Consider the following 24,419-nt stretch of genomic DNA (forward strand, 5'->3'; position numbering starts at 1 on the left):
ATACCGTACTTAATACACTGCGACAATAAAAAAGACCGTTTTCAAATCAAACCATTACGCCATTCAACCCCCAAAATACGCCAGTTACACCCCTCTTCAAAATGTCATCCATTCTCTAATTCTCATACCCCAATCATTACTGTCCTATGTTTTACAAGTGCGGCAGTGAAGATAATTGGTGCCAGGCTACCTTTTACATTGATGGGCGATCTGATCTTAATAGCAGGTCTTTTTTTGTAATCATGAAATGGGCGCCGGCTGGTACCGATAAAAATGTAGTGACCGACATTGCTGTAAGAATAAAGATGAAACAAATAACCATAGTAATTCTTGGAGCGATCTTTTTATTAAATAATACCTTTTTTATGCTGGATCAGATGGGTTATTTTCAAGCTGTTTTCCTGAGCATCCTTAAACGGTAATTTTTATAGAGTCCATAAATCATACATTGTGAACATGGAAATGGTTGAAAAAATAGAAAACCCTGCCGTATAAACAGGGCTTTTATTGTACATTTTTTAGTATTATTTTTTCTCGCTGGTTTTTCTTTCGTAAGGGATGGGCACATAGTGGACCGACGGGCGCATCTGCGCTGTCTGAGGATAAAGCTCCATCAATTTGTAGATTTCCGTGGGCAGGTCGGTAGAAACTGAAAGCCCCATGTTTTTCAACTCTTCGGCTGAAATGGGATAGTCGTGGGTCCACCGGCCTTCTGTAAATATACGGGCCAGTTCCCTTGCCTTTTCTTCTTCCATGTCATTGCCCCGTAAAATCTCATACACGTTTTGCTGTACCTGGCGCATGGCCTTTTCCGCCACATCTGCCAGAATGAGGGTCTCATCGTCGATCCTTTCTACCGGCTTTTGAGCCACCACCCTCAGTATGGAAGCAGCGGGATAGTTTCCTAACTGAGGGTCTACAGGCCCTAAGACCGCATTTTCATCCATCACTATCTCGTCACAGGCCAGGGCAATCATGGTGCCGCCGGACATGGCGTAGTGGGGGACGAAAACGGTGACCTTTGAAGGATGTTTATTGATGGCATGGGCTATCTGCTCTGCCGCCAGCACCAGGCCTCCGGGCGTGTGCAGGATAATGTCTATGGGCATATCATCGGGCGTCATTCTTATGGCCCGAAGCACCTGTTCCGAATCCTCGATGTTTATATACCTGCTGATGGGAAGGCCCAGCAAGCTTAAGGATTCCTGCCGGTGAATCAAAGTGATTACTCTTGAATTTCGCTTTTTTTCAATTTCCCTTATCAGGCGGAACCGCGCTATTTCTATCTGCCTGTGTCTGAATAATGGCATAAATGAATATATCAGGAAAATCAGCCAGATAAAATTCCAGAACATATGCACACCTCCTGTGAGTCAGGGGACGGTTCCTTGACTCATTTGGTGAGTCATGAGTCAAGGAACCGTCCCCTGACTCAGTCTTAGTCTTCAAGGTTTATCTTCTCCTGAGGCACAATAAATTTGTTTACGATGTCCAACAGACCGTTTTCACAGTTGCTAAGGGTGATGTATTTTGCGCAGCCCTTAATATGTTCTGCCGCATTGCCCATGGCTATACCAAGCCCCGCGTATTTTAACATGGATATATCATTGTAACCGTCTCCAATGGTTATTACTTCCGCGCTGTCAATTTTAAACGCATCAGCCAGAAACTTTACGGCGCTGCCTTTGGTGACGCCCTTCAGATTGATTTCCATATGGCTTGAATCCGAAAGACTCACTTCAAAGTCCCGTTCCAGTTTTAAAAGCAGTTCATCGGAAACTCCGACTGTTCTAGTCAAATCCCCCACGGCAAATACTTTGTAAGAACTCAGGTTTTTTCGTTTGACATAATCCATTAAATCATCTACCACATTATATTCTATGTTTTCACATTCATTAATGTACCATTGAGTCCTCTCATTAAATTTCTCAATTTTTAGAGTTTCATTTTCATATATAATTGGCTCATACCCCTCCGCCCTCAATATTTCTATGAGCTTCACAAGTTTTCCTTCTGGAATCGGCCTTTCAAGTATTCGGTGGCGGGTATAAATGTCTATTATGAGAGCGCCGTTGTAACATATGAGTGGGGCATTTATCATAATTTCCCGGGCAATAGATTCAGCCCTTGCCAGCATTCGACCGGTAGCAATGGTGGTAATAAACCCTCTTTTCTCTCTTAAAATAGCCAGCATTTTTTTGGTTTCTTCCGGTACTTTGCCTTCACTGTCAAGCAGCGTGCCGTCGATATCGGTCACAAGCATGTGGTACATAAAAAACCCCCTTTAAAACCTGAAAAAGTATTTATCAAAAACCTTCCAAATCTTTTATCCAGATGCTGCTGTCAGCATCGCTGGGCATGCGCCAGTCTCCCCTGGGCGAAAGGCTTATGCTGCCCACCTTTGGACCGTCGGGAAGGGCTGACCTTTTGAATTGTTGAGCAAAGAACCTGTGGTAAAATTTCTTCAGCCATTTTTTTATCACTTCGGGTTCATATTTATCCTTGAATGCAATGGTGGCCAGGAAAAGTATTTTCCGGGGGGCCATACCGTACCTTGCCGCATAGAACAGAAAAAAGTCATGTAGTTCATACGGACCCACTTCATCCTCGGTCTTCTGGCGGATGCGCCCCTGTTCATCCGGAGGAAGCAGTTCCGGACTTATAGGTGTATCGATGATTCTATAAAGCACTTTTCGGGTGTTTTCTTCTGCAACGTTATCTGCAACCCATTTTACCAGGAACCTCACCAGAGTCTTGGGGACTCCACAGTTTACCGAATACATGGACATATGATCTCCATTATAGGTGGCCCAGCCAAGTGCCAGTTCCGAAAGGTCTCCCGTCCCCACCACCAGTCCATTAACCTTGTTGGCAATATCCATAAGTATCTGGGTCCTCTCCCGGGCCTGGAGGTTTTCATATGTTGTATCATGGTCGCCCGGATCCTGACCTATATCTTTCATATGCTGCAAACAGGCAGGTTTTATATCAATTTCACGGATGCCGACCCCCAGAGATTTCATTAAATCAATCGCATTATAATAGGTCATATCGGTTGTCCCGAAGCCGGGCATGGTTACAGCCTGAATGTTCTGCCTGGAGATACCCAGCAAGTCAAAGGTCTTGACTGTCACAAGCAGCGCCAAAGTGGAGTCGAGGCCGCCGGAAATGCCGACGACAGCCTTCTTTGAACCGGTATGTTCCATTCTCCTGGCAAGGCCGGCAGTCTGAATGTTAAATATCTCTTCGCATCTTTTGTCCACAGAAGCCGGATCCGCGGGGACAAAGGGATGGGGGTGAATTTTTCTATTGAAACTATCGGCGTCAGCCACAAGTTCTTTTGAAAACCCGAATTCAACAATCCTGTACATCCTGCGGCCAGCCTCCATGTCATAGTCATCGGCGAAGCTTTTGTTGGAGTGCCTTTCGGACGCCAGCCGATCCACATCTATTTCAGAATAGATGATGACGCTCACCCTGTTGAACCTTTCCGATTCTTCCAGGATAATACCGTTTTCCGCTATAAGGCAGTGGCCTCCGAAAACCAGATCGGTAGTAGATTCATGTACACCCGCGCCCGAATATACGTATCCGCTGATGCACCGGGCGCTCTGCTGCTCCACGAGTTTTCTTCTATATTCAGCTTTGGCTACCAGTTCGTTGCTGGCGGAAAGATTTGCGATGATATTGGCGCCGCTTAAAGCAAGATATGAGCTGGGCGGTACAATTGCCCACAGATCCTCGCAGATTTCCACACCCAGCGTGATATCATATTTTTCGTTTCGAAACAACAAATTGCCGAAAGGAACCGCCCGGTCATTAAATAAAATCTCCGAAACAGTCTTGCTGATTTTATAGCCGGATGTAAACCATCTTTTCTCATAAAACTCCTTATAATTCGGCAGGAACATCTTGGGAACGATTCCCAATATTTGGCCCCTCTGAACGGCTGCAGCGCAATTGTACAGCCTGCCTTCAATCGAAAGGGGCAAGCCTACCAGTGCCAGGACATCGATATCTTGGGTTTTGTGCGCCAGCTCAATTAGCGCAGATTTGGCCTTTTCAAGCAGTCGCCTCTGCAAAAAAAGGTCATTGCATGTATAACCCGTTATGCATAATTCAGGAAAAACTATTATGCACGCATTTTTTTCTGCGGCTTCCCGCATCAATTTTTCTATTTCGGCAATATTATAATCGGTATTTGCCACTTTAAGCCTGGGTGATGCTGACGCAACCCGTATGAATCCGAAATTTTCCATATAGTTCTTCCTCTCATAACTCTTTAATTTTTATTTTAATTATATATCATCCTTTTAACAATAGCTACATTTGTAAGCACTTTAAATTAGAATAAATAAATGTAATTTGCAGCTGAAAAGATGCGAAATTAAGACTAAACCACCCGCAAAACGGGTGGTTTGATTGAATATATTTTACATGTTTGTATTAAATTCCGGTATACATTTTTAATTTTATTGAATTTTTTACAATTTCCCTACCCTGAGAAAGGTCTTTTATTTCTCCCAGGGCTATTAGTTGTGCCAGAATGTTCCCCAAAGACGTCGCTTCCACAGGCCCTGCCAGCACGGTTTTCCCGGTGATTTCCGCCGTGAGCCTGCACAGAAATTCATCCTGAATTCCGCCCCCCACCATGTTTATCACATCGATGCTTCTGCCTGTGATATCTTCTAGAGCGGATATTCTTGCCTTATATTCCCGGACAAGGCCGTTGTATACAGCCCGGGCGATTTCTCCAATATCTTTAGGTTCACCCTGGCCGGCATTTTTGCAGTATTGCTGCACAGCAAAAGCCATGTCAAGCGGCGCTAAAAAACTTTTGTCATTGGGGTCTATAACGAAGCTGTCATTTTTTGCTTCGGCGGCAGCTTTGCTTATTTCGCTGTATCCAATATCGATGCCTTTTTCCTGCCAGTGTTTTTTCAACTGCTGAATCATCCATAAACCGTTTATATTCTTTAAAAATCTTATCCTGCCTTCCAGACCGCCTTCATTTGTAAAGTTTTCTTTAAAAGATTTCTCATTCACTATGGGTTCTTTACTTTCAATGCCTAAAAGCGACCATGTGCCACTGCTCAAATACGCGCAATTTTCTCCTTCCAGTGGCGTTGCGGCCACAGCCGAAGCCGTATCGTGGCTTCCAACTGACATCACCGGAATGTCCGGTAGTCCCACTTCTGCCCGAACATCCTGTATCAATCTCCCTATGATGTTCCCCGGCATAATTATTTTTTGAAGGAATTTTGCCGGAAGCGACATTCTTTCGAGCATTTCTACAGCCCAAGTTTTTTTAAACACATCCAGCATCTGGGATGTAGAAGCTATCGTGTACTCGTTGTATTTCTCGCCTGTCAGGAAAAAATTAAACAAATCCGGTATAAAAAGCAGCGCATCAGCCTTTTCTAAAATATCGGGCCGGAACTTCAAATCCGCGTATAGCTGGCAAAGTGTATTTAACTGTATAAACTGTATTCCGGTCACATTGTATATCTCTTCAAGCGGAATGGTTTTTGCTATATCGTCCAATATATCGTCTGTCCGATTATCTCTGTAATGAATCGGATTGGATATCAGTTCTCCGTTTTTATCAAGTAAACCATAATCCACCCCCCAGGTATCGATGCCTATCCCGGATATTTCGATTCCTTCGCCGGCAGCCTTTTTCAGGCCGTTTTTGAGTTCGTGGAAAAGTCTTGGGAAATCCCAGTAAAACCTCTTGCCCATCCTTACGGGTTCATTGGGGAATCTGTAAATTTCCTCCAGTTCTATTTTTCCGCCGTCAAATTTTCCAAGTATCACCCGACCGCTGGATGCCCCGAAATCGGCCGCCAGATTATATATGGTAGCCAAACTCCATCCCTCCCTCATAAAATTCTAAAAAATATGTTTGACGTTAGAATATCATGGGTTTATCACAACCCTCATTCCTAAATGGCTTTCCGCCATTTTATACCCTTCGAGGATATCGTCCAGGCAAAACTTATGTGAAATATAATTGCCGATTTTTATGGCTCCGGAACCTATTAGTTCGAGAGCTTTCCTGTGATGAGATGGCGATGCGCCATGGGAACCGTGCACAAACAACCCCTTATAGTGTATAATGTTAGTATCAAGTGTCACAAAAGAATTGTTTCTGGGGAGCCCTCCGAAAAAATTGACTCTCGCCCTATTTTTTGCCATCTTTAGGGCATCTATCTGGGCTTCAGGAGAAGAATTGGCGCAAATGATCACATCCGCTCCCATCCCGCCGGTTTCTTCAAGCACCCTTTCCACAGCGTTCTCTTCAGAAGAACAGATGTAAACATCCGCTCCGAATCTTCTGGCCAGTTCCAGCCTGGGCTTTGAACGCTGAACCATAATCACTTTTGCGGCGCCCATACGTTTCACCACCTCTATCATCATACATCCCACTGGGCCGGCGCCTATGATCACGACCACGTCACCCAATCTTACATTCGAAAGTTCAAGCCCGTTGAGCACACATGCCAGGGGCTCCGCAAGCGCCGCCTCATCATAGGACACATTATCTGGTATCTTATGGACCGGACCATAATTTACCACTAGGCTGTTCAACAGCACATATTCGGCAAAACCGCCCGGGAACTGGTATCCCAGGGCATAATTTATGCTGCAGTTGTTACCAATCCCGCTTTCACAGTATACGCATTCGCCGCAGGGTATATCTCCCCCCATGGCTACCCTGTCGCCGGCTTTGAATTTGCTCACGTTTTTACCCACTTCCACAATTTCCCCCGAAATTTCGTGGCCTAAAATCTGCGGTGGCTTTACCCTGGGATTGCCGTGATGAAATATCCTGATATCCGAACCGCAGACAGCGCAGGCTTTCACCCGCACCAAGACACTGTTGTCGTCCATTTTCGGTATTGGGACATCTTTAATTACTATTTTCTCTATTCCCTCAAAAATGGCAGCTTTCATTTTTCTCCCCCGTTTTTAACCTCTGGATTTGCCACCGGTTATGTTGTAGGTAACGCCGTGTATATAGCTTGCCCTATCGGATGCCAGAAAGCAGACAAGGTCGGCCACTTCTCTCAATGTTCCCACTCTTCCCAGAGGGATGGATACTTTCTCATAGCTTTTTCTCAGTTGCTCCACAGTTATTCCGCGGGTGTATGCCAGTGCCTCCTCATAGGCTTCCGTCCTCAAAGCGGTCTTTTCCAGGATCCCCGGCGCCAGGGCTACGACCCTTATCCCGTATTTCCCCAGTTCTTTTGCCCAGGACCTGGTAAGGGAATAAAGAGCGGCCTTGGTAGCGGCATAGCAGCTCTGGCCTTCGGAACCTTCAAGCCCGCTTTCTGAGCTCATATTGATTATGACCCCGCTATTTCTTTTAATCATTTCCCTGGCTGCCGCTTGTGCGCACAGGAAGGCGCCTTTCTGGTTTATGGCCACCATAAGGTCAAATTCTTTTTCCTTCAGTTCATATTTACCCTTCGGATCCATGGGGTCCACCAGCAACCTGGGCAGATTTATGCCGGCGTTGTTGACGAGAATATCCACTCTGCCGAACTTTTCAACGACCTTTTGCACCATATTTTCTACGCTTTGAGCATTTGTCACATCCACCTGAACAAACATATGATTTTCAGAACCGCCGCACAGTTCATTTAAAACTTCCTGCCCCGCCGGGTTTACATCGCATACCACCACATGCATCCCTTGTTCCGCCATCTCTTCGGCCACGGCTTTCCCTATCCCGGAAGCGCCGCCGGTAACGATGGCGACTTTGCCTTCAAGGCCAAGCCATGATTTTTCCATATTAATGCCTCCAATCTTACATAAAAATATAAAACAGAATATCACCCGTACATCTGAAAAGCTATACGCGGTTAAGCTGCATGTTATGCTAACTTCGCCATTTGCCTCTCAGCCACATAAACCATTTACATTAAATTTTTCATCACCTGTCGCTTAAACCTATTTTTTTAAATATCTGTATCCTTTCTTCCAAATCTGGATATTTTTTTATGGTTCTTTGTGAAAACATGCCGTCTTCGATATCCCGAGTGGCAGCTTTTTCATGCCCTATAAGCGCCCATGTGGAATCGACAAGGTTTCGAAAATCAGGTTTTTTATAGGCGTCGCAGATAAAAGGTTGTCGCGGAGAATTTATATCTTCGCCACTTATCTCAAAGAATCCGTACTTTTTGCAGAGAGCCTTCAGTCTTGCAAGCTGTTGGAGACTGTTCCTGGTGGGCATATAAGTGATGGCTTTAAATCCCGCATTCTTTAACACCTCAAATAGCTCTTCCAGATAGCCGTCCTCAAATTTCTGGGCTCTTTTATCTCCGGTGACAGAGTCTTTTACATCCCCCAGGTACGCATACGCCGGGATGGCCCCTACCTCATCCGCCATTTTAATAAAATCTTTCACGTCCGGGCATTCACCGGTGGCGTTAATATAAAAGAATGATGTGTCGCTTTTCAACACTCCCAGTACATCGTAGAGATAGTATTCGTTTTCCAAATCCAGCAAGTATTTTTCATTCTTTTCGCTAACGGGCAATTTCATTTTTGTTTTTAAAAACTCCAGAAGCTCAGAACCTCTACCGAATTTTTCCGTCAATTTTTTTGCCAGGGCAAAAAGTATATGCCTTTCGGTTATGCTTCCTCCTTCATTATTTTTGGAAAGAGGAACAATATCTTTATCAAAGTCCAGTTTAATGCCCGATGGGGCCATAGTACCGTTTATCTTTTCTACCATCAGCCGGTTTCGCTTGTTTCTCTCTTCCTTATAAGGTTCAATAAATGCTTTTACTTTATTTATCTGAGTATGAGGAATACCGTGTAGAGTCACATACGCTATATCGTTCTGATCGGGGTTGTTTATTTTTCTCCCTTTTAAGGGTGTCCGGGAAAAATCCGCCCTGCATTCCATCCCTATGGTAGTGGCTATGCCGATTATATTGCCCGCTTCTATGAATTCCGGAACGCCGCTTACGGTATCATGATCTACAATGCCGCACGTGGCAAGGCCGGCATTATATGAGGCCCATACGGCTTTAGCGGGGGAATAGGGTGAAAAGGAATAGAAGGTGTGAATATGGTTGTTCACGCAATCGCCTGTCTGGGGCCGCAATATGCAGCCATTTTCAATGGCTTCTGCAAGTTTCCTAAGATTTTCAAGTCTTATGTTTAAATCCTCATTATTAAGTTCCTCAATATACCGCTCATATTTCTTTTCCATGATATTCCTTTGCTCCCATATATATATATATATATATTTCATATGACGTGGCAAGGGTTTTTATTTTATTGGTTTGGCATTTGCCAGCAGATACCTTTCCGCTTCGGTGCACCACAGACCATTGTTGTTTTCCACAATATCGGCAAGTTTTGCAAAAAGCGGGTCCGTCTTTCCCTTTTCCCGGAAATCCGAAATAGCCGTAAGTTCCATTTCGATGTTGGTATAGATAAGCTTTTTGCCTCCGGGTATTTTGGGGAGATTCAAGGTGGTCTCCACCACACAGTTGAGCCCTCCCACGTGAGTTATCATTGCTGCCGGGTTTATGAGACCTTTTTCCATCAGCTGCAGGGATTCAATCATGTCATCGGTATTGCCTCCGCTGGTGCCAACTACATGGGTGGAGTTGTAGTGCACGTTGTAGAAATTAAACTCCGCAGAAAAAGCGGGATTGGTGGGGCCTGCAAAGAAATTTAGGCATCCATCCCTGCCCAGGATTTTATCGGCCATCTCCACCACGGGTTTTACAGGCGCAAACACGAAGACATCACTGTAGCCTTTTCCGCCGGTGAGGTCCACCAAGTATTTATCCACGTTTTCGATGCCGGCAGTGTTTATATATTTGAGTTCCACACCGTTTTTGGCGGCTTCTTCCACGGTGATGATCCGGGCTGCCCTGGCAAGTCTTGCATCATCGATGTCGGTCACTACAAGGAATCGAGGTTTTCTCGGACCATGGATGGCATAATCCACCGCCCCCAGCCCCATGGGGCCTGCCGCCCCCAGCATGGCCATATTGCCGCCTTCTGCAATGCCCATGTGATGCACATAAGAACCCTGGACGGTGTGGTAGCTGGCATGAAAGGCTCCCACTATGCAGGACATGGGTTCGGATAAGGACCCGTAAAAATAGGCTTCACCTTCGTAAGTCAAAAGGCAGTTCATCTCCATAACTTCATTGGGTATGACAATATATGTGGCATCCCCCCCTATATACTGGAAGGAATATCCTGGTGCCGCAAGAGTTCCTCTATAGTTCAGTGCCGGCTGAACGGTAAACTTCTGGCCGGGTTTGAATTTTTGGCTCCACTTTTTCCCTACTTCCAGAATTTCACCGCAAAATTCATGTCCGATGATGACGGGTCTTTTGTCTATATCTTTTGGAACCCTCTTGTGTTCCGGTCCCTGCACCGCCGCCTTATATGAAGACATGCAAAGGCTGTCCGATACAATGTGGGCCAGGATTTCATCGTCTTTTATGAGCGGCAGCTCAAATTCCTCAAGCCTGAGGTCATTTTTCCCGTATAATCTTACTGCTTTTGTCTTCATGCAAATCCTCTCCTTGCAGAATATGTTTTGATTAACATCGATTCCAGCATAGAAAGCCGTTTTATTTGCCGGAGACGGCCCGGCACCTTTGCTCATCCTGCCTCCGGTGGAGAATTAACTTCTTTTTATCAAGGCTTTACGGTATTTTTCGCTCTCCCAGTTTTTGATGAATCTGATCTCTTCGGGCGTCATTTTCTTTATGGGAAGTCCTTTTTCTTTGATATTTTTCAAAACATAAATATATGCAAGTAGAGTTTCTTCCATGGTAAGAGCTTCCTGAAAAGAAGTCCTATAAGTTATTTCTCCGGTTTTTGTGTTGATATTCAGTTTATTTTCACTATTATCCAGCGAGATGTTATCGTTCAGATAAACTAATTGATCCGGGTATAGGGCATTTTTATCAAAAAAATCAGAGGAGATGCTGTTATTTTTAAAGAAGTCTTTTAGATATGCGGTGCGGCTCATAAAAATGTCGTCGTCGATCTTCTCAACAAGGATCTCCGGGTAAGGTTCCATTAGTTTTAAGAATTTCTTTATAGACCCGTTTACATCCTCATGGAGTCTTATGACTTCCTCACGTCTATCGGAGTTTACTATGAGGCCGTGATTTTCCATAAATATAGCTTTTGGAAACTTTCCGCCGCTTTTCATGTGGCGCTCCAACGCTTCCCGTATCTTGAGAGTAAGAGCAAAACCCGGATTTACATATGGAATCCAGAGGAAACAATAGGGCTTGCCGGAAAATATCTCCCGGATGATTTCTTCACCCTTTTTGCTGCAGCAGAGGATATTAACATAGACCGCATGTGAATGAATCACATATTTTTGTAAAATCGAATGAAAGCCCGCTTCCACAGAAGGTCTGAGTTCCTTTAATCCTTCAACTTTAACTACACTCTTTTTCAAAAAAGCAGTGCTGTCTTTTTCATAGTCAATACCGGAATCCAAATCCGCCCGGTCAAAATAGTCCTTAATATCTTTGTAATTTACCACTACGAATCCTTCGCTTCTAGTCACCTGCTTCAGTTTATAGCCCGAAGCCTTAACCGCCATAAGCTCATCATTTAGTTTTACCGAAGTGTTGCCTCCGCCCCCCTGCACCATGTCTGGGGAGTTGCCCACGGCCCGGGATATGATCTCGAGATCCTGAAAGGCAGCATCATTCATGGGATTACCTTCTTTCCATTTAAAGTTATTCGTGTAAAAAGTCGATTCTGGTGGTTGTGGTCTGGCACCTGACCGTTCAGCCAAACGCTTTAAGCCGCTCCTTCGCTCTGCAGGGGTATGCCCGTAATTCGGCGTGTAAATGCAGTCCTACTCCCAGCCCTTGCCGCCTATACCTCTTTCAAGCTTCTTTTGTTCATAGCCGCTCTCAAGGTATGCTTTCATGGGATCTGGAGCGAGACCCATTTCCTCCCTGATATTTTCCAAAAGCGGCCTTACATCAGTCTCAAAGGCTTCCCTCACCAGGGCTTCTGCCCCTAAGACATCACCATTTAGTTGACGTTCCTTCAAATGTTCCCTATCCACTAAAAGCGCTTTCGCATAGGCCGTCTGAACATTCAAAACCGAACGTATCATGGCAGGCACCTTGGGCTCAATATTATGACTCTGGTCTATCATGTATGCCACATTTTGAGCGGTTTCCTTCGTCCCGGGATCGTAGGCTCCCGCCACCAGTTCTTTAAAGATGAGGAAGAGTTCATAGGGATTTATGGAACCTACTATGAGATCGTCATCCCCGTATTTTCTGTTGTTGAAGTGGAAACCTCCCAGTTTGCCCTCATCCAGTAAAAATGCAACAATGTGTTCCACGTTGGTCCCCTGGGGGTGGTGCCCCAGGTCCACCAGCACCTGAGCTTTTTTGCCTATTTTTGTAGCAAAGGTGTACGCCATGCCCCAGTCTGCTATATCCGTGTGATAAAATCCCGGCTCGTAAAATTTATACTCTATGAGCATCCTCATATCGTCATCCATGGCAGCATCGAGCTCGGCCAGGCTTTCCTCCATCCAGTGCTTTCTATCCCTGAAGTCACCCTGCCCCGGATAATTGGTGCCGTCGGCAAACCACAGGCTCAGGATCTTTGAATCGACTGCCCTTGCGATTTCCACGCATTCCAGCATGTGGGCCACCGCCTTTTTTCTGACTTCAGGATTTGCATTGCACACGCTGCCGAATTTGTAGTCATCTTCCTGGAAAAGATTGGGGTTTACAGCGCCGATTTTAAGCCTGAGACTTTCGGCGAATTCTTTCACTTCACTGTAGTCATCAACCTTGTCCCAGGGTATATGTATGGCTACGGAAGGGCAGATGCCCGTATATTTATGCACCTGGGCCGCATCTTCCAGCTTCTCAAACAGGCTTCTGGGCACTCCAGCCTGTTTGAACACCTTGAACCTGGTCCCCGAATCCCCGTAGCCCCAGGAAGGAGTCTCAACCCTGAAGCTTTTAATCATCTTTTTGACCCATTCCACATCAATGCCTTTGTCCCTTTGCCTCTCTTCCCATACTTCATATTCTTTAGACATTATCAAAACCTCCTTAATCTTTTTAATGAGTCAGGGGACGGTTCTCTGACTCAAAATGCAACATTTTGAACACGCGCTTTAGGGATATCCTTCTTTCGGTTGACGTCCGACTTCGACCACTACTTGCTGCAAAAACCGCCCGATTATTGTTTAAACTCACTTTACTTGCTTGCCGCACCAGCTACACCGCCGGTTTCATCCGGCCTTGGAGCCACTATAATTTCTATGCCCAGTTTTTTTAATTCATCCAGCTCATCTTTCGGTGTGCCCGCATCCGTTATTATCTTATTTACCGCCGTTACCGGAGCCACAGTTGACAGTGCAGCCTTCCCAAATTTATCGTGATCCACCAGCAAAACAGTCTCCTTTGCTGCCTTCAGCATCTCCTGCTTTACTTTTGCCTGGAGTTCCGTAGATTCGGTTATACCTTCATCCAGAGTTATGCCTTTGCAGGAAATGAAAGCCTTCCGTATGTTATAGTTGGAAAGCGCCCTCTCCACCAGAGGTCCCACAAAGGATAAGGTCTTCGGCTGCAATGTCCCGCCGGTACATATCACCGTAATGTCACGGTTGTTTTCCAGAGCCATCACCACTTTTATTGCATGGGTAATAACCACGATGTCCTTTTTTTCTTTCAAAAAATGTACAAACTGCAGCGCTGTGGTGCTGGCATCCACTGCTATGACATCACCCGGCTGGACCAGTTCTGCCGCAACCTTTCCAATGCTTTGTTTTTCCAAGCGGTTTTTCATGTTTCTGATATAAAAAGCCGTCTCTTCCTGAACCTGTTTTATATTGTAAGCACCGCCATGAGTGCGTTTTAAATAACCCTTGCCTTCAAGATATTCTAAGTCCCGACGAATGGTTTCCTCCGTAACCTGGAATATCTCGCTTAATTCAGTAACTTTTGCAATGCCCCGTTCATTCAAATGTTTAATAATTTCCTGCCGCCGCTCCTCGGGTCGCATGGCTCGCCTCCTTTAAAACCTTTAAAAATATCTATTACATTGCGATGCTTTTTTATATATATTCTATAAACAAACGAAAAATCCTCTAGATTTTTTGGGATATCAAAAAATATTTTTTTGTTATCAATAATCTTTCATTGGAAAAATAAAAGTTTTAAATTCATGGCTATATTTTGACCCTCGCTTAAAAAATAACTGCATCGCGAACGACTAAGGTCAACGGTGCGGATTCGGCACGATCCGGAAGATATACTTCCCCTTCTATTCATTCACTGCATGTTCAAAAATACTGATGTTTGATTTATTTATTTCATACATGCCTGTGTTTGCATATTCTGGGACATTTTCTCCCTGAAACAGCTTATTGAGCAGTTTTACCGCCATCTCCCCCCATAATCTACTTCTCTGTAAAATTCCTGTTGCTCGAGAGAAATAAAGGCTACACGCTTCTTTGTTCTTATATTATTCTGTATTTTGATTTTATTCAGTTTTTCATTCGTGTCTGAGACTAGTTTGCATAATGCTTTCATCATATCTATTATCAGCTCATCTTTGTTGCTTTGTTCCATAGATTCAGATGCCACCATTTGACTTGTGGCGGCAGATTGTTCGGTTACTGCTGCAATGTCAGAAATGGAATCCATGAGCTGGTTTTTATTGTTAAACACCTCTTCCACTTTTTCACTTACTTGTATCTGCTTATCCAAGAAATCTTTCAATGCAGTATGTATATTAGAGATAGCTTGTTCATCCTGGTCAATATATTAATCAAATCGTTTTTTGAAAAAAGGCTTTTAATGCTCATAATAACTCTCCTATTCGATTTTTCCAAAGTTTAATTATGACCAAAAAGCCATAAAAATGTAAGGATGCAAAAACAATTTTAGATTTCTCAATTTTTTTACGTAATATTTGTTAAAAGCGAGCACCCTGCTTGGCACCCGCTTTTAACTTCACTGAGGATTTATATTGCTTATCACACTATTCTAGATAAAACACTTCTCTCATTGGTTTTATTGGTTCGGTCTCGTTAAAGTCAAATGAACCCTCCACCATTTTTGAGGTAATGGCATTCCATTTCTGACATGCTTCACTTTTTGCAATATAATCAAAGGCTGCCTTTACATCATCACATTCAAAGCAGTAAAAAAATTGATTTCCGTTCTGGAATATCGAGTAATTTTTTATGCCGGCCCTGCTATGTTCTTCTAAAATCTCAGGCCACGGGTCAAGGTGCATTCTTACGTATTCGTCAAGGTATTCTTTTTTTACCGTCCATGTCCATGCAAATTTATTGCTTTTCTTCATAAAACGTCCTCCAGTGAAAGTTAAAATAAAAAATCGATTTTTGGGATGAAATATCAGTAGAACACATCGTTTTCTGTGATGTGTTCTACTGTAGATAGGATTGATAATTTTTAATAATAGAATATCATTATCAATAAACTGATTTCCATTCACCTATGTTGTTTTTATCAAATTTGAAAGGAGCTCCCAACATAATTTCAGTTCCGCCGTCTCCAGCTTTTGTAACCGTTTTTTCTCCAAGTTTTCCAGCTGTAAATTTTTCTCCTTCCTTGCCAGTAATTGTCCCTTTCGCCAGGGCATCAGCAGCATAGCCAGCAAGATATCCCAGGTCAATGGGATTCCACAGGTACATCCATGGGCAAACTCCGTTTTCTATGTATTCTGCCATTTCGCTGGGAAGCCCAAGACCGGTAAGAAATACTTTGCCTTGCAGGCCTTTATCTGTGAGAACCTTGCCTGCTGCCGCAATTCCCACTGTAGTGGGAGCAATTATACCTTTAAGATTGGGGAAGGATTTTAATAAAGCTTCAGTTTCGGAAACACTCTTATCCCTTAAATCATCACCATAAGCAACCTTAACAAGTTTCATGTCTTTATACTTTGGATCTTCCAATTCCTTCTTCATCCATTCAATCCACGTATTCTGATTTGTGGCTTGAGAAGTGGCGCTAAGAATTGCAATATCGCCTTTGCCGCCTATCATTTCATAAATGGCTTGGATTTCAACACGACCTATCTGTTCCGGGTCCGCCTGCTGAATATGAACCATACGACTATCTTTGTTTACAGCCGAATCCAATGAAAGAACTTTAATACCCGCATTCATAGCCTTTGTGAGAGCAGGTTGCAAAGCATCCGGATCATTTGCGGAAATAGCAATAACATCAACCTTCTGGGCAATAAGTTCTTCTATCATTTGAATTTGAGCTTCAGCGGTAGGCTGATCAGGCGCCTTGATAATCACCTCACCGCCGACTTCTCCTATGGCAGTTTTAAATCCTTCTGCCATTTTTTCCATAAAAGGATTTCCGGTGCTTTTCACTATAATAGCATACTTCTTTGCTGACCCCGTACTTTCTTTGGATTGCTGTGATTGCTCTGTCTGCTGTGTCTGTCCGGATTGCTGCGCCGGCTGTTGGGATTGACCACCGCACCCGGCCAGTAAAGCCATAACAAACGCGAGAATAAGAATTGCAGCTAAAGACTTTTTCATTCTTTCTCCTCCCTATTTGTTAATTTTAATTTATATACAAACAGTTTATAACTGTTGTATATACTTTACAGCTTCACTCATTTTGAAGCATGTAGAAATTTTTTCACATCTATTTTTAAATTCGGGATCATTACAGCAAATATAAGCAATAAACCGATGATTACAAGCAATGCCTGCGCCTGAACATTTATAAGGCCCAGGCCATAGCGCAAAAAACCTATCAAGAAAATAGAAATTATAGTTCCTGTTATTTTACCCTTGCCACCAGCTGTACTGACACCACCGAGAACAACCATTGCTATTACATCAAGTTCGTAACCCTGCGCTACATTTGGCCTTGTGCTGCCCATCCTCGAAGTAAGAAATAATGCAGTAACTGCGGACATAAAACCCGCGAGTGTAAATACTATTATCTTGATCTTATCGACCTGAACCCCGGAAAACCTGCATGCAGTAATGTTATTTCCCATGGCAAATACGCGCCTTCCGAATGTTGTTTTGTGGAGCAGCAGGCCGAATATTACAGCGGAAAACGCAAAAACTATAAGGATAAACGGGATGCCTCCCACATGCCCCCAACCGAGGAAACTGTACCATTTAGGAAATCCGCCTGCCGCCTGATCTTGAAGGATTATATAGGCAATCCCCCTATATATTATCATTGTGGAAAGCGTGACTATCACTGCCGACAATTCTTTAAATTTGACTATCAAAAAGCCATTTATAAAGCCGCATACAATGCCTACTGCGAGGCAGATTATCATGGCTAATGCCATAGATATTCCTGAATTATACAAAACGGCCATTATCACCGCAGATAAAGCAACTGTTGAGCCAACTGAAATATCTATATCCCCGAGTATTATTACAAAAGTCATGGGAAGAACAATAAACGCCTTGTCCAGGAATGTCATTGTTGCATCGAGCAAGCCTTTAAAATTTAAGTAATAGGGAGATAGGAATGAATTAATGATGTTTATGATGATAAATATGATTATTAGCATCCATTCCCATTGGAAGAAAAAATCTTTTAAATTAAATTCTCTTTTCGCTACAATGTCTTTTTGCTTCATATCTCATATTTTCCTCCTCATGAGATTATTCCTGTCTACGCTTCTCTTGACAACGGTATTCACTATGACGGCTATAAGGATAATAAGTCCCTGAATCGCCTGTTGCCAAAAAGGAGAAACATTTATCATCGGTAATGCATTATTCAAAATACCCAAAAGTAAAGACCCCATGATAATTCCAGAAATTTTTCCTGAACCTCCCGCTATATTTACGCCTCCGAGAACACAAGCTGCAATAACCGTCATTTCATATCCCGCAGCAGTATCACCTTGAGCCGATGCAAATTTTGAAACCCACAACACGCCTGCAAGCCCTGCTAAAGCCCCCATTATTGTATAAACCATAAACAATATTTTGCTAACATTTATACCACTGATTTCTGCCGATTCCGGATTGCTCCCCACTGCATAAATCTGTCTCCCCGTTCTTGTGTGGTTGATAAAGTAGTAAAATATTATGTAAATAATAATTGCTATAAACACCAGGGTATTTATTTTTAAAATAGATCCTGTTGCAATGCCTTTAAATCCTTCCGGCATCTGGTAAGCACTCACCCATCTCCCTTTACTAACCATATATGTGAGCCCTCGATAAACATTCATCATGCCCAGGGTTGCTATTATGGGGAGGATTCTGGCTTTTGAAACAAGCAACCCTATAACTCCCCCGCAAACCGTTCCTATCAGCATTCCAATAATCATTGCCAGCAAGGGCTTTATATCAGGATTAGCACTGACGCTTAGTGCCGAAATCATTCCTGACAAGGCCAGCGTCGCACCGATTGAAAGGTCAATACCTCTCGTAATTATGACCAGCATCATACCTATAGCAAGAATACTGAGAATCGCAGTATTTCTTACCATATCATTAATATTTTCCACTGTCAGAAAACTCGGATTGCGTAATTGTACTAACACAGCAAGTAATATTATAAAGCCTGATAATCCCAATTCTCTAAATTTAGCAATATTTGATATTCTCGTTTCCTTTCTAATAGCCATCTGGGCCATATATATTTTCCACCCCTTATACTGTAACTATTTTATACTTAGAGTTTTAAAACCTGCTTTTAAGAAGCCTGTTCTGATTCTTCCTTAAACCTGCCTTTGGTTATAGCTGCCTTCATTATCTTTTCTTGAGTAGCTTCACACCTATCAAACTCAGCTGTTATACGTCCTTCATGCATCACCAGTATTCTATCGCTCATACCCAGAACTTCCGGCATTTCCGAGGAAATCATAATAATTCCGAATCCCTGACAGGCCAGATCGCTCATGATTTCATGTATGGCTGCCTTTGCTCCTACGTCGATACCTTTGGTGGGTTCATCCAGAATCAGGATTTTCAGCTTTGCAGCCAACAATTTCGCCACCACAACTTTTTGCTGATTTCCCCCGGATAGCGAATAAACCTTGTTAAAAACGCTCGCTGCTTTAACTTGTAAAAGTTCTGCCAGTTTTTTGGCTGTTATGTATTCATTAGATGGATTCAGCCAGCCACTCTTTGATACATCATCTATTACGGGCAACGTGATGTTTTCCATTATAGAAAACGGCAATACGAGCCCCTGTTTCTGCCTGTCTTCCGGCAGATAACCGATCCCGAGTTTCATAGCTTTTAACGGATTATCAATTTTTACCGGATGATTATTTACATATATAATGCCTTCGTCGGCCGGGTCTATTCCAAATATGGCTTGAGCAACTTCCGACCTTCCTGAACCGATAAGCCCGGTAAGCCCCAGTATTTCACCCTCATGCAGGCAGAAAGATATATCAGCAAAGATTCCCATTTTGCAGAGTCCTTCCACCTTCAATATTTCCCTGCCTATCTTTGCCTTTTTCTTTGGGAAAAGCTGGGTTATTTCCCTGCCTACCATAAGTTTTATCAAATCGTCTCTCGTAAGTTCCGACAGATTCCAGGTACCTATATAACAACCGTCCCGGAAAACCGTTACCCTGTCGGCAATTTCAAAGATATCATCGAGCCGGTGGGATATGAAAATTATGGATGTACCGGATTCTTTTAAATTTCTGGTTAACCTAAAGAGTTCCTTAGTTTCTCTGTGGGTTAAAGCTGCGGTAGGCTCATCCATTATAAGTATCCTGGCATCCTGGGACAAAGCTTTGGAAATCTCCACCATCTGCTGCTGCGCTATACTCAAACTACCCATTTTTTCTTCAGGATCTATTTCACTGCCTATTGATCTGAGCAGTTCCCTGGCTTTTTCATTCATCTGCTTCCACAAGATGCGTTTCGTTCCTCTATCAACATATTCATGCCCTAAAAAAATGTTTTCCGTCACCGTCATGTCGGGAAAGCATGTTATATTCTGGTAAATGGCTGCTATCCCCTTTTCCCTGGCAAGAGTTGGATTTGAAAATGTAACTTTCTGGCCATTTAGAAAAATTTCTCCGCTGTCGGGCTGATGTACACCTGTAATAATCTTGATGAATGTGGATTTTCCGGCACCATTTTCACCAAGAATGGCATGCACCTCTCCATGTTTTAAATCAAAATTCACATTACTTAAAGCCCTTACACCCGGAAAATCTTTGATAATACCTTTAAGCTGCAAAATATAATTATCCATATCCACTTTCCTTTTCCTTTTTGTTTTTTTATTTTGTTTTGTATTATAAAACTAAATCTTTCATTAAATGTATTTTTATGTGCGTTTATTTATTTTTTAGTATTAATATTCTACGCAAAAATAAAAAATCCTCTTTTTGCTCAAAAAAATTTTTTGATTATTTATTATCATGTTTGTTTTTGTTCTTTCTTTAAATCGTCTCCCCCTGATGCATAATACATTATCTTTTGCTGGGTAGCTTCCGAACGGGAAAATTCTTTTTTTATTTCCCCGTTGTACATTACAAGGATTCTGTCGCACATGCCTATAAGTTCCGATATATCAGATGATATCATTATTATGGCGACACCTGATCGCACCAGCTCATTGATAATATTGTATATATCCACTTTTGAACTGATATCTATGCCGCTGGTTGGGTCTTCAATAATTAAAATCTTGGCATTTGCAAAGAGCCACTTGGCAAAAAGGAGCTTTTTTTGATTGCCTCCGCTCAAATTTTGAGCTATTTCTTTTTCATCTGCCCTTATTTCTAATCTCACAATCAAATCCTTTGCAGCTTTCATCTCCTCGACATTAATTATAAAACCCTTCTTGGAAATCCTGTTTAAATTGGTTAAGGTAATATTCTGAGACACAGGCATTTTTAAAATGAGACCTTCTCTTGTTCCGATCCCAGTAACATAACAAAGGCCGTTATCTATTGCAATATCTGGTGTCATGCTCTTATAAAGTCTTCCATTTATAATGATTTCCCCTTCAAAAGGCCTGTTGATGCCGAACAGCGTCCTGGCCAGAGTTCCTCGGCCTGCGCCGCTAAGACCAGCAATCCCCAAAATTTCCCCGCTCTTTAGGTTGAAGTTTATATTTCTGATCCTTTCATTAAATCCCAGGCTTTTTACCCTGAGCACTTCTTTTCCGATTTTTACCTGCAACTTTGGATACCTGTCTTCTATCTCTTTTCCTACCATCATTTTAATAATCTGTTCTATATCAAAGCTATCCACTCTTCCAGTCTCCACCACTTCGCCATCCCGCAGTACAGTGATGTTGTCCGATATTCTCCTGACTTCTTCAAGCCTGTGGGAAATAAAAATCACAGTAACTCCCTGTTTTTTCAAATCTCTTATCACATTGAACAACATTTCGACTTCCCTTTCCGTAAGGGCAGCGGTTGGCTCATCCATGATAATAAGTTTTGCATTTTGGGATAAAGCCTTGATTATTTCCACAAATTTTTGCTCTCCTATTGTAATTGCCCTGACAGGCATTCGAGAGTTTAACTTCAACTCAAAATAATCGATATATTGCTGAGTATATGTATGCATTTTTTTCCAATCAATCAGCCGAGGGCCTTTGACATTCCTGAAGGGTTCTCTCTGGAGAAAGATATTTTCCGCTACAGATAGATCCGGGAATAGATTTATTTCTTGAAATATCATCGATATGCCTAAATTATGTGCCTGTTTGGGGCTATTTATTAAAACTTTGTTTCCTTCAATATAAATCTCCCCGGAATCCGCCTGAAGAACTCCGGCCAGAATCTTCATGAGCGTCGATTTCCCGGCGCCGTTTTCGCCTACCAGCGCATGCACTTCGCCCTTTCTGACGAAAAGATCCACGTCCTTTAAGACCTTATTGCCATTGAAACTTTTTGTTATTTTTCTCATTTCCAAAAAATAGCTCAAGATATGTCCCCCGCATTTATCAACAATTTACACGCAATCGCAGAGATTTTTTTGTAATTCATTTCATTTTTGAAACTTTGCTGATTATTCAAATTCGTAAGTGGTATAAAGCTTTATCGCGTGTTCAAAGAAAAAACTCTTGTATTCATCGGGTATCTGTTTGTTGGTTATTACCTTCTTGGCCATTTTCAAATCACCCAGCTTGGCAAAGGCGATTTTATTGAACTTGGTATGGTCCGCTACAATGATTACTTCTCGAGATATTTTGTACACTTCCTGCAGGAACAAGGCCTCTTCATACCGGTCGAGCGTATAGCCGGTCTCAAAGTTTACACCTTTTACACCGATAAATGCCTTGTTTATATAAATCCCTTCGAGCGCCTGATGTGCAAACCGGCCAACCAGCATGGATGTCGATGGTATAAGATCCCCTCCGGACACTATAACCTTTATTCCAAGTGCATCTTTGAGTTCAAGGGCTATCTGTAAATCATTTGTCAAAACCGTTATTTTCTTGTCTTTAATTTTCTTTGCTATTTCAAGGCATGTAGTCCCGGGGCCGAGGAAGATTGCTTCCCCGTTTTCTATCATATGGGAAGCAATGCTTCCTATCAATTGCTTATCCTCCAGATTTTCATACTCTTCTTCATCGGCCGGGATGATTTTGAAAGCTTCCTCGTTCAGGACCGCCCCTCCGTAAGTCTTTATAAGGAAACCGTCCTGTTCAAGCTTGTCCAGGTCGCGCCTGATAGTGACTTCCGTCACGTCAAAAAGTTTGCTGAGTTCCGAAACGTCCACCCTTTTTTCTTTAAACAGTATTTCTTTTATTTTATTCTGACGCTCAATTGCAAACATTACATTATCTCTCCATAAATCAACAATTATTATTATATTTTAACATAATTTTCGTTTGTGTGCGATTAATTTTTTTGTTGTGAACAAAAAAGGTGGATACACTTTAATATCCATCTTTTAATATCTTAAAATATATCAGAGTCGCAAAAAGCACAAATTTCATGAAGTAAGCTTTCTAATATACACATGACATGTGTTTTTTTTCTGTAAAACACCAAAACCAATTCAACAGCTTCTTTAATTCCACAATCAATAAGTTCTTCCGCGTATTTCATGCTATCTATATGCTTTAGGGCCTCCTTCTCTTTCTCCTCCATCACATCATCTTCTCCGCTTTTTACAGTTTTAAATTCTATTACAACTCCCTTTTTTGTTTTATCTACGGGAATTATCATGATATCCGGCCTTCCTCCACCCGATTCGCGGTTGGATTTAATCCTGTATTTATCTTCCAGATTTACAAGTAAACCCAGAACAAAAGCATGATAAAAGTTTTCCGCTGCATTTTCGCCTACGTCAAAATAACTAAAAGTCTTATCGACCAACCTTTGAAAGCTTTCTTTAAATTCTTCTATATTTCCTTCTACCAGATATTTTAAAAGCTCTTTTATCTTATCTGTCGTAACTTCATTTTCAAACCAGCCGGAAATAATATCTATATATAAGGTTCTTATCTCCTTATCAGGTATTTTTAAATCACATTTCGTACATCCATTCTCAAACCTCAGGTTCTGCGACTTTAAATAACCACTAACTAAAAGCAGGCTCCATAATACGTCTTCACCTATTATTTTCTTGCTCTGAATATCCCTGAAGTTTGTATTTGTATCAATGATCTCATTTTTCAGCTCTCCGCCTTCCATCAATACTTGCATTTTCTTTTTGACATCACTGTCGGTTTTAATTAAGACATCTCTTATAATATCGTTACTGCTGGTATTTACCCAATAAGGTTGAAATATTTTATGCTTTACATAGTTCAAAATTGACCAAGGATTATAAATTATTGTATCTTCTCCGAAAACATATCCGTTATACCATTCTTTTGCCTCATTAATTTTTTCATTCATATTATAATACCTAAGGATGTCTTCTGTTTCTGTTTCTGTAAATCCAAATTTGTCCGCAAAAATATTACTGACAACAGAGTAGACTTCCAGGTTGTTAAATCCAGAGAATATGCTCTCTTTTGCCACTCGGTAGATTCCGGTGATTACTGCTGTCCTGAGATGGGGATTCCCTTTTAATCCACTGAAATATCTGAGCATGGATAGATTCAAAGTTTTTCCGAACCGCCTGGGGCGGGTGATAAGTTTCACCATCGAAATGTCATCTATCACTTCTTTAATAAAAAGAGATTTATCAACAAAATAACCGTTTCTTTCCATCAATACTTTAAAATCATCTATGCCGATAGGTAATCCTTTTTTTCTTGTGGTATCCTGCACACTAATCCCCTTCTCTTTTCCTGAATTTACTAACTATATTATATCCTAAGGGGTTATATTAAACAAGCTTCATCTCTATCTTTTCATCTTTATCTTTTATGGCCACCATTTCATTCAGGATATTCAAGTAAATTTATCCAAAGTCATTAATAAAAAAAGACAGCATTTTTCAATGCTGCCAAATCTTATTC

General features: G+C 42.2%; 22 protein-coding genes and 1 pseudogene. 2 read left to right on the top strand and 21 right to left on the bottom strand.

The genetic code is table 11. From position 1 onward, the window contains the following. Window positions 1-146: 146 nt before the first annotated feature. Both AC6I1H_RS02345 and AC6I1H_RS02350 read left to right on the top strand, forming a co-directional pair. Entirely contained in the window at window positions 147-422 is a 276-nt protein-coding gene (locus tag AC6I1H_RS02345) for an accessory gene regulator B family protein (RefSeq protein WP_497739426.1), read from the top strand. Next, window positions 421-495 (top strand): annotated as a pseudogene (locus AC6I1H_RS02350) (LytTR family transcriptional regulator DNA-binding domain-containing protein); the annotation flags it as partial. The gene AC6I1H_RS02345 and the pseudogene AC6I1H_RS02350, both read left to right, overlap by 2 nt. A gap of 29 nt (window positions 496-524) precedes the next feature. Here AC6I1H_RS02350 and AC6I1H_RS02355 read toward each other — a convergent pair. The 21 genes from AC6I1H_RS02355 to AC6I1H_RS02455 all read right to left on the bottom strand — a co-directional run bounded on the left by AC6I1H_RS02355 (window position 525) and on the right by AC6I1H_RS02455 (window position 24,228). After that, the gene (locus tag AC6I1H_RS02355; protein WP_497739427.1) at window positions 525-1,355 is read right to left on the bottom strand and encodes an SDH family Clp fold serine proteinase; all 831 of its coding nucleotides are present in this window, start codon (window positions 1,353-1,355) and stop codon (window positions 525-527) included. A gap of 83 nt (window positions 1,356-1,438) precedes the next feature. Then, window positions 1,439-2,272 (bottom strand): Cof-type HAD-IIB family hydrolase, encoded by an 834-nt coding sequence (locus tag AC6I1H_RS02360; protein WP_497739428.1) that lies wholly within the window; start codon window positions 2,270-2,272, stop codon window positions 1,439-1,441. A gap of 34 nt (window positions 2,273-2,306) precedes the next feature. Then, window positions 2,307-4,259: an NAD(+) synthase gene (locus AC6I1H_RS02365; RefSeq protein ID WP_497739429.1), complete on the bottom strand. Its 1,953-nt coding sequence runs from the start codon at window positions 4,257-4,259 to the stop codon at window positions 2,307-2,309. Between the two features lie 187 nt (window positions 4,260-4,446). Beyond that, on the bottom strand, window positions 4,447-5,868 hold the full coding sequence (locus tag AC6I1H_RS02370) for a rhamnulokinase (RefSeq protein ID WP_497739430.1): 1,422 nt from the start codon (window positions 5,866-5,868) through the stop codon (window positions 4,447-4,449). A gap of 51 nt (window positions 5,869-5,919) precedes the next feature. Beyond that, on the bottom strand, window positions 5,920-6,957 hold the full coding sequence (locus AC6I1H_RS02375; protein ID WP_497739431.1) for a zinc-dependent dehydrogenase: 1,038 nt from the start codon (window positions 6,955-6,957) through the stop codon (window positions 5,920-5,922). Window positions 6,958-6,972: 15 nt separating this feature from the next. Further along, window positions 6,973-7,797 (bottom strand): SDR family oxidoreductase, encoded by an 825-nt coding sequence (locus tag AC6I1H_RS02380; RefSeq protein ID WP_497739432.1) that lies wholly within the window; start codon window positions 7,795-7,797, stop codon window positions 6,973-6,975. A gap of 142 nt (window positions 7,798-7,939) precedes the next feature. Continuing rightward, window positions 7,940-9,226 (bottom strand): PHP domain-containing protein, encoded by a 1,287-nt coding sequence (locus AC6I1H_RS02385; RefSeq protein ID WP_497739433.1) that lies wholly within the window; start codon window positions 9,224-9,226, stop codon window positions 7,940-7,942. Between the two features lie 60 nt (window positions 9,227-9,286). Then, a complete protein-coding gene (locus AC6I1H_RS02390) occupies window positions 9,287-10,552 on the bottom strand; it encodes a zinc-binding dehydrogenase (protein ID WP_497739434.1) in 1,266 nt (421 codons plus the stop codon). Window positions 10,553-10,666: 114 nt separating this feature from the next. Beyond that, window positions 10,667-11,719, bottom strand: coding sequence for a class II aldolase/adducin family protein (locus AC6I1H_RS02395; RefSeq protein ID WP_497739435.1), 1,053 nt, complete (start codon window positions 11,717-11,719; stop codon window positions 10,667-10,669). Window positions 11,720-11,866: 147 nt separating this feature from the next. Then, window positions 11,867-13,081 carry an L-rhamnose isomerase gene (rhaI, locus tag AC6I1H_RS02400; RefSeq protein ID WP_497739436.1) on the bottom strand — a complete coding sequence of 405 codons (1,215 nt, stop codon included), beginning with the start codon at window positions 13,079-13,081 and terminating at the stop codon, window positions 11,867-11,869. A 161-nt stretch (window positions 13,082-13,242) separates the two neighbouring features. Next, window positions 13,243-14,049, bottom strand: a complete 807-nt coding sequence (locus tag AC6I1H_RS02405) for a DeoR/GlpR family DNA-binding transcription regulator (protein ID WP_497739437.1) — start codon at window positions 14,047-14,049, stop codon at window positions 13,243-13,245. A gap of 261 nt (window positions 14,050-14,310) precedes the next feature. Continuing rightward, complete coding sequence (locus AC6I1H_RS02410; RefSeq protein WP_497739438.1) at window positions 14,311-14,433, bottom strand: hypothetical protein; 123 nt, start codon at window positions 14,431-14,433, stop codon at window positions 14,311-14,313. Continuing rightward, window positions 14,424-14,756 carry a hypothetical protein gene (locus tag AC6I1H_RS02415; RefSeq protein WP_497739439.1) on the bottom strand — a complete coding sequence of 111 codons (333 nt, stop codon included), beginning with the start codon at window positions 14,754-14,756 and terminating at the stop codon, window positions 14,424-14,426. The genes AC6I1H_RS02410 and AC6I1H_RS02415 overlap by 10 nt, the downstream gene beginning before the upstream one ends. 274 nt (window positions 14,757-15,030) lie before the next feature. After that, window positions 15,031-15,357 (bottom strand): L-rhamnose mutarotase, encoded by a 327-nt coding sequence (locus AC6I1H_RS02420; protein WP_497739440.1) that lies wholly within the window; start codon window positions 15,355-15,357, stop codon window positions 15,031-15,033. A gap of 130 nt (window positions 15,358-15,487) precedes the next feature. Continuing rightward, window positions 15,488-16,570, bottom strand: a complete 1,083-nt coding sequence (gene rhaS / locus AC6I1H_RS02425) for a rhamnose ABC transporter substrate-binding protein (RefSeq protein WP_497739441.1) — start codon at window positions 16,568-16,570, stop codon at window positions 15,488-15,490. Window positions 16,571-16,647: 77 nt separating this feature from the next. Next, window positions 16,648-17,643: an ABC transporter permease gene (locus AC6I1H_RS02430; RefSeq protein WP_497739442.1), complete on the bottom strand. Its 996-nt coding sequence runs from the start codon at window positions 17,641-17,643 to the stop codon at window positions 16,648-16,650. Between the two features lie 3 nt (window positions 17,644-17,646). Beyond that, entirely contained in the window at window positions 17,647-18,645 is a 999-nt protein-coding gene (locus tag AC6I1H_RS02435; protein WP_497740691.1) for an ABC transporter permease, read from the bottom strand. Window positions 18,646-18,713: 68 nt separating this feature from the next. Further along, complete coding sequence (locus AC6I1H_RS02440; RefSeq protein ID WP_497739443.1) at window positions 18,714-20,237, bottom strand: sugar ABC transporter ATP-binding protein; 1,524 nt, start codon at window positions 20,235-20,237, stop codon at window positions 18,714-18,716. 167 nt (window positions 20,238-20,404) lie between these two features. After that, the gene (locus AC6I1H_RS02445) at window positions 20,405-21,925 is read right to left on the bottom strand and encodes a sugar ABC transporter ATP-binding protein (protein ID WP_497739444.1); all 1,521 of its coding nucleotides are present in this window, start codon (window positions 21,923-21,925) and stop codon (window positions 20,405-20,407) included. 84 nt (window positions 21,926-22,009) lie between these two features. After that, window positions 22,010-22,780, bottom strand: a complete 771-nt coding sequence (locus tag AC6I1H_RS02450; protein ID WP_497739445.1) for a DeoR/GlpR family DNA-binding transcription regulator — start codon at window positions 22,778-22,780, stop codon at window positions 22,010-22,012. Between the two features lie 125 nt (window positions 22,781-22,905). Further along, window positions 22,906-24,228: an AAA family ATPase gene (locus AC6I1H_RS02455; protein ID WP_497739446.1), complete on the bottom strand. Its 1,323-nt coding sequence runs from the start codon at window positions 24,226-24,228 to the stop codon at window positions 22,906-22,908. Between the last annotated feature and the right edge of the window lie 191 nt (window positions 24,229-24,419).

It is taken from the genome of Biomaibacter sp. TOL (genome assembly GCF_059717795.1).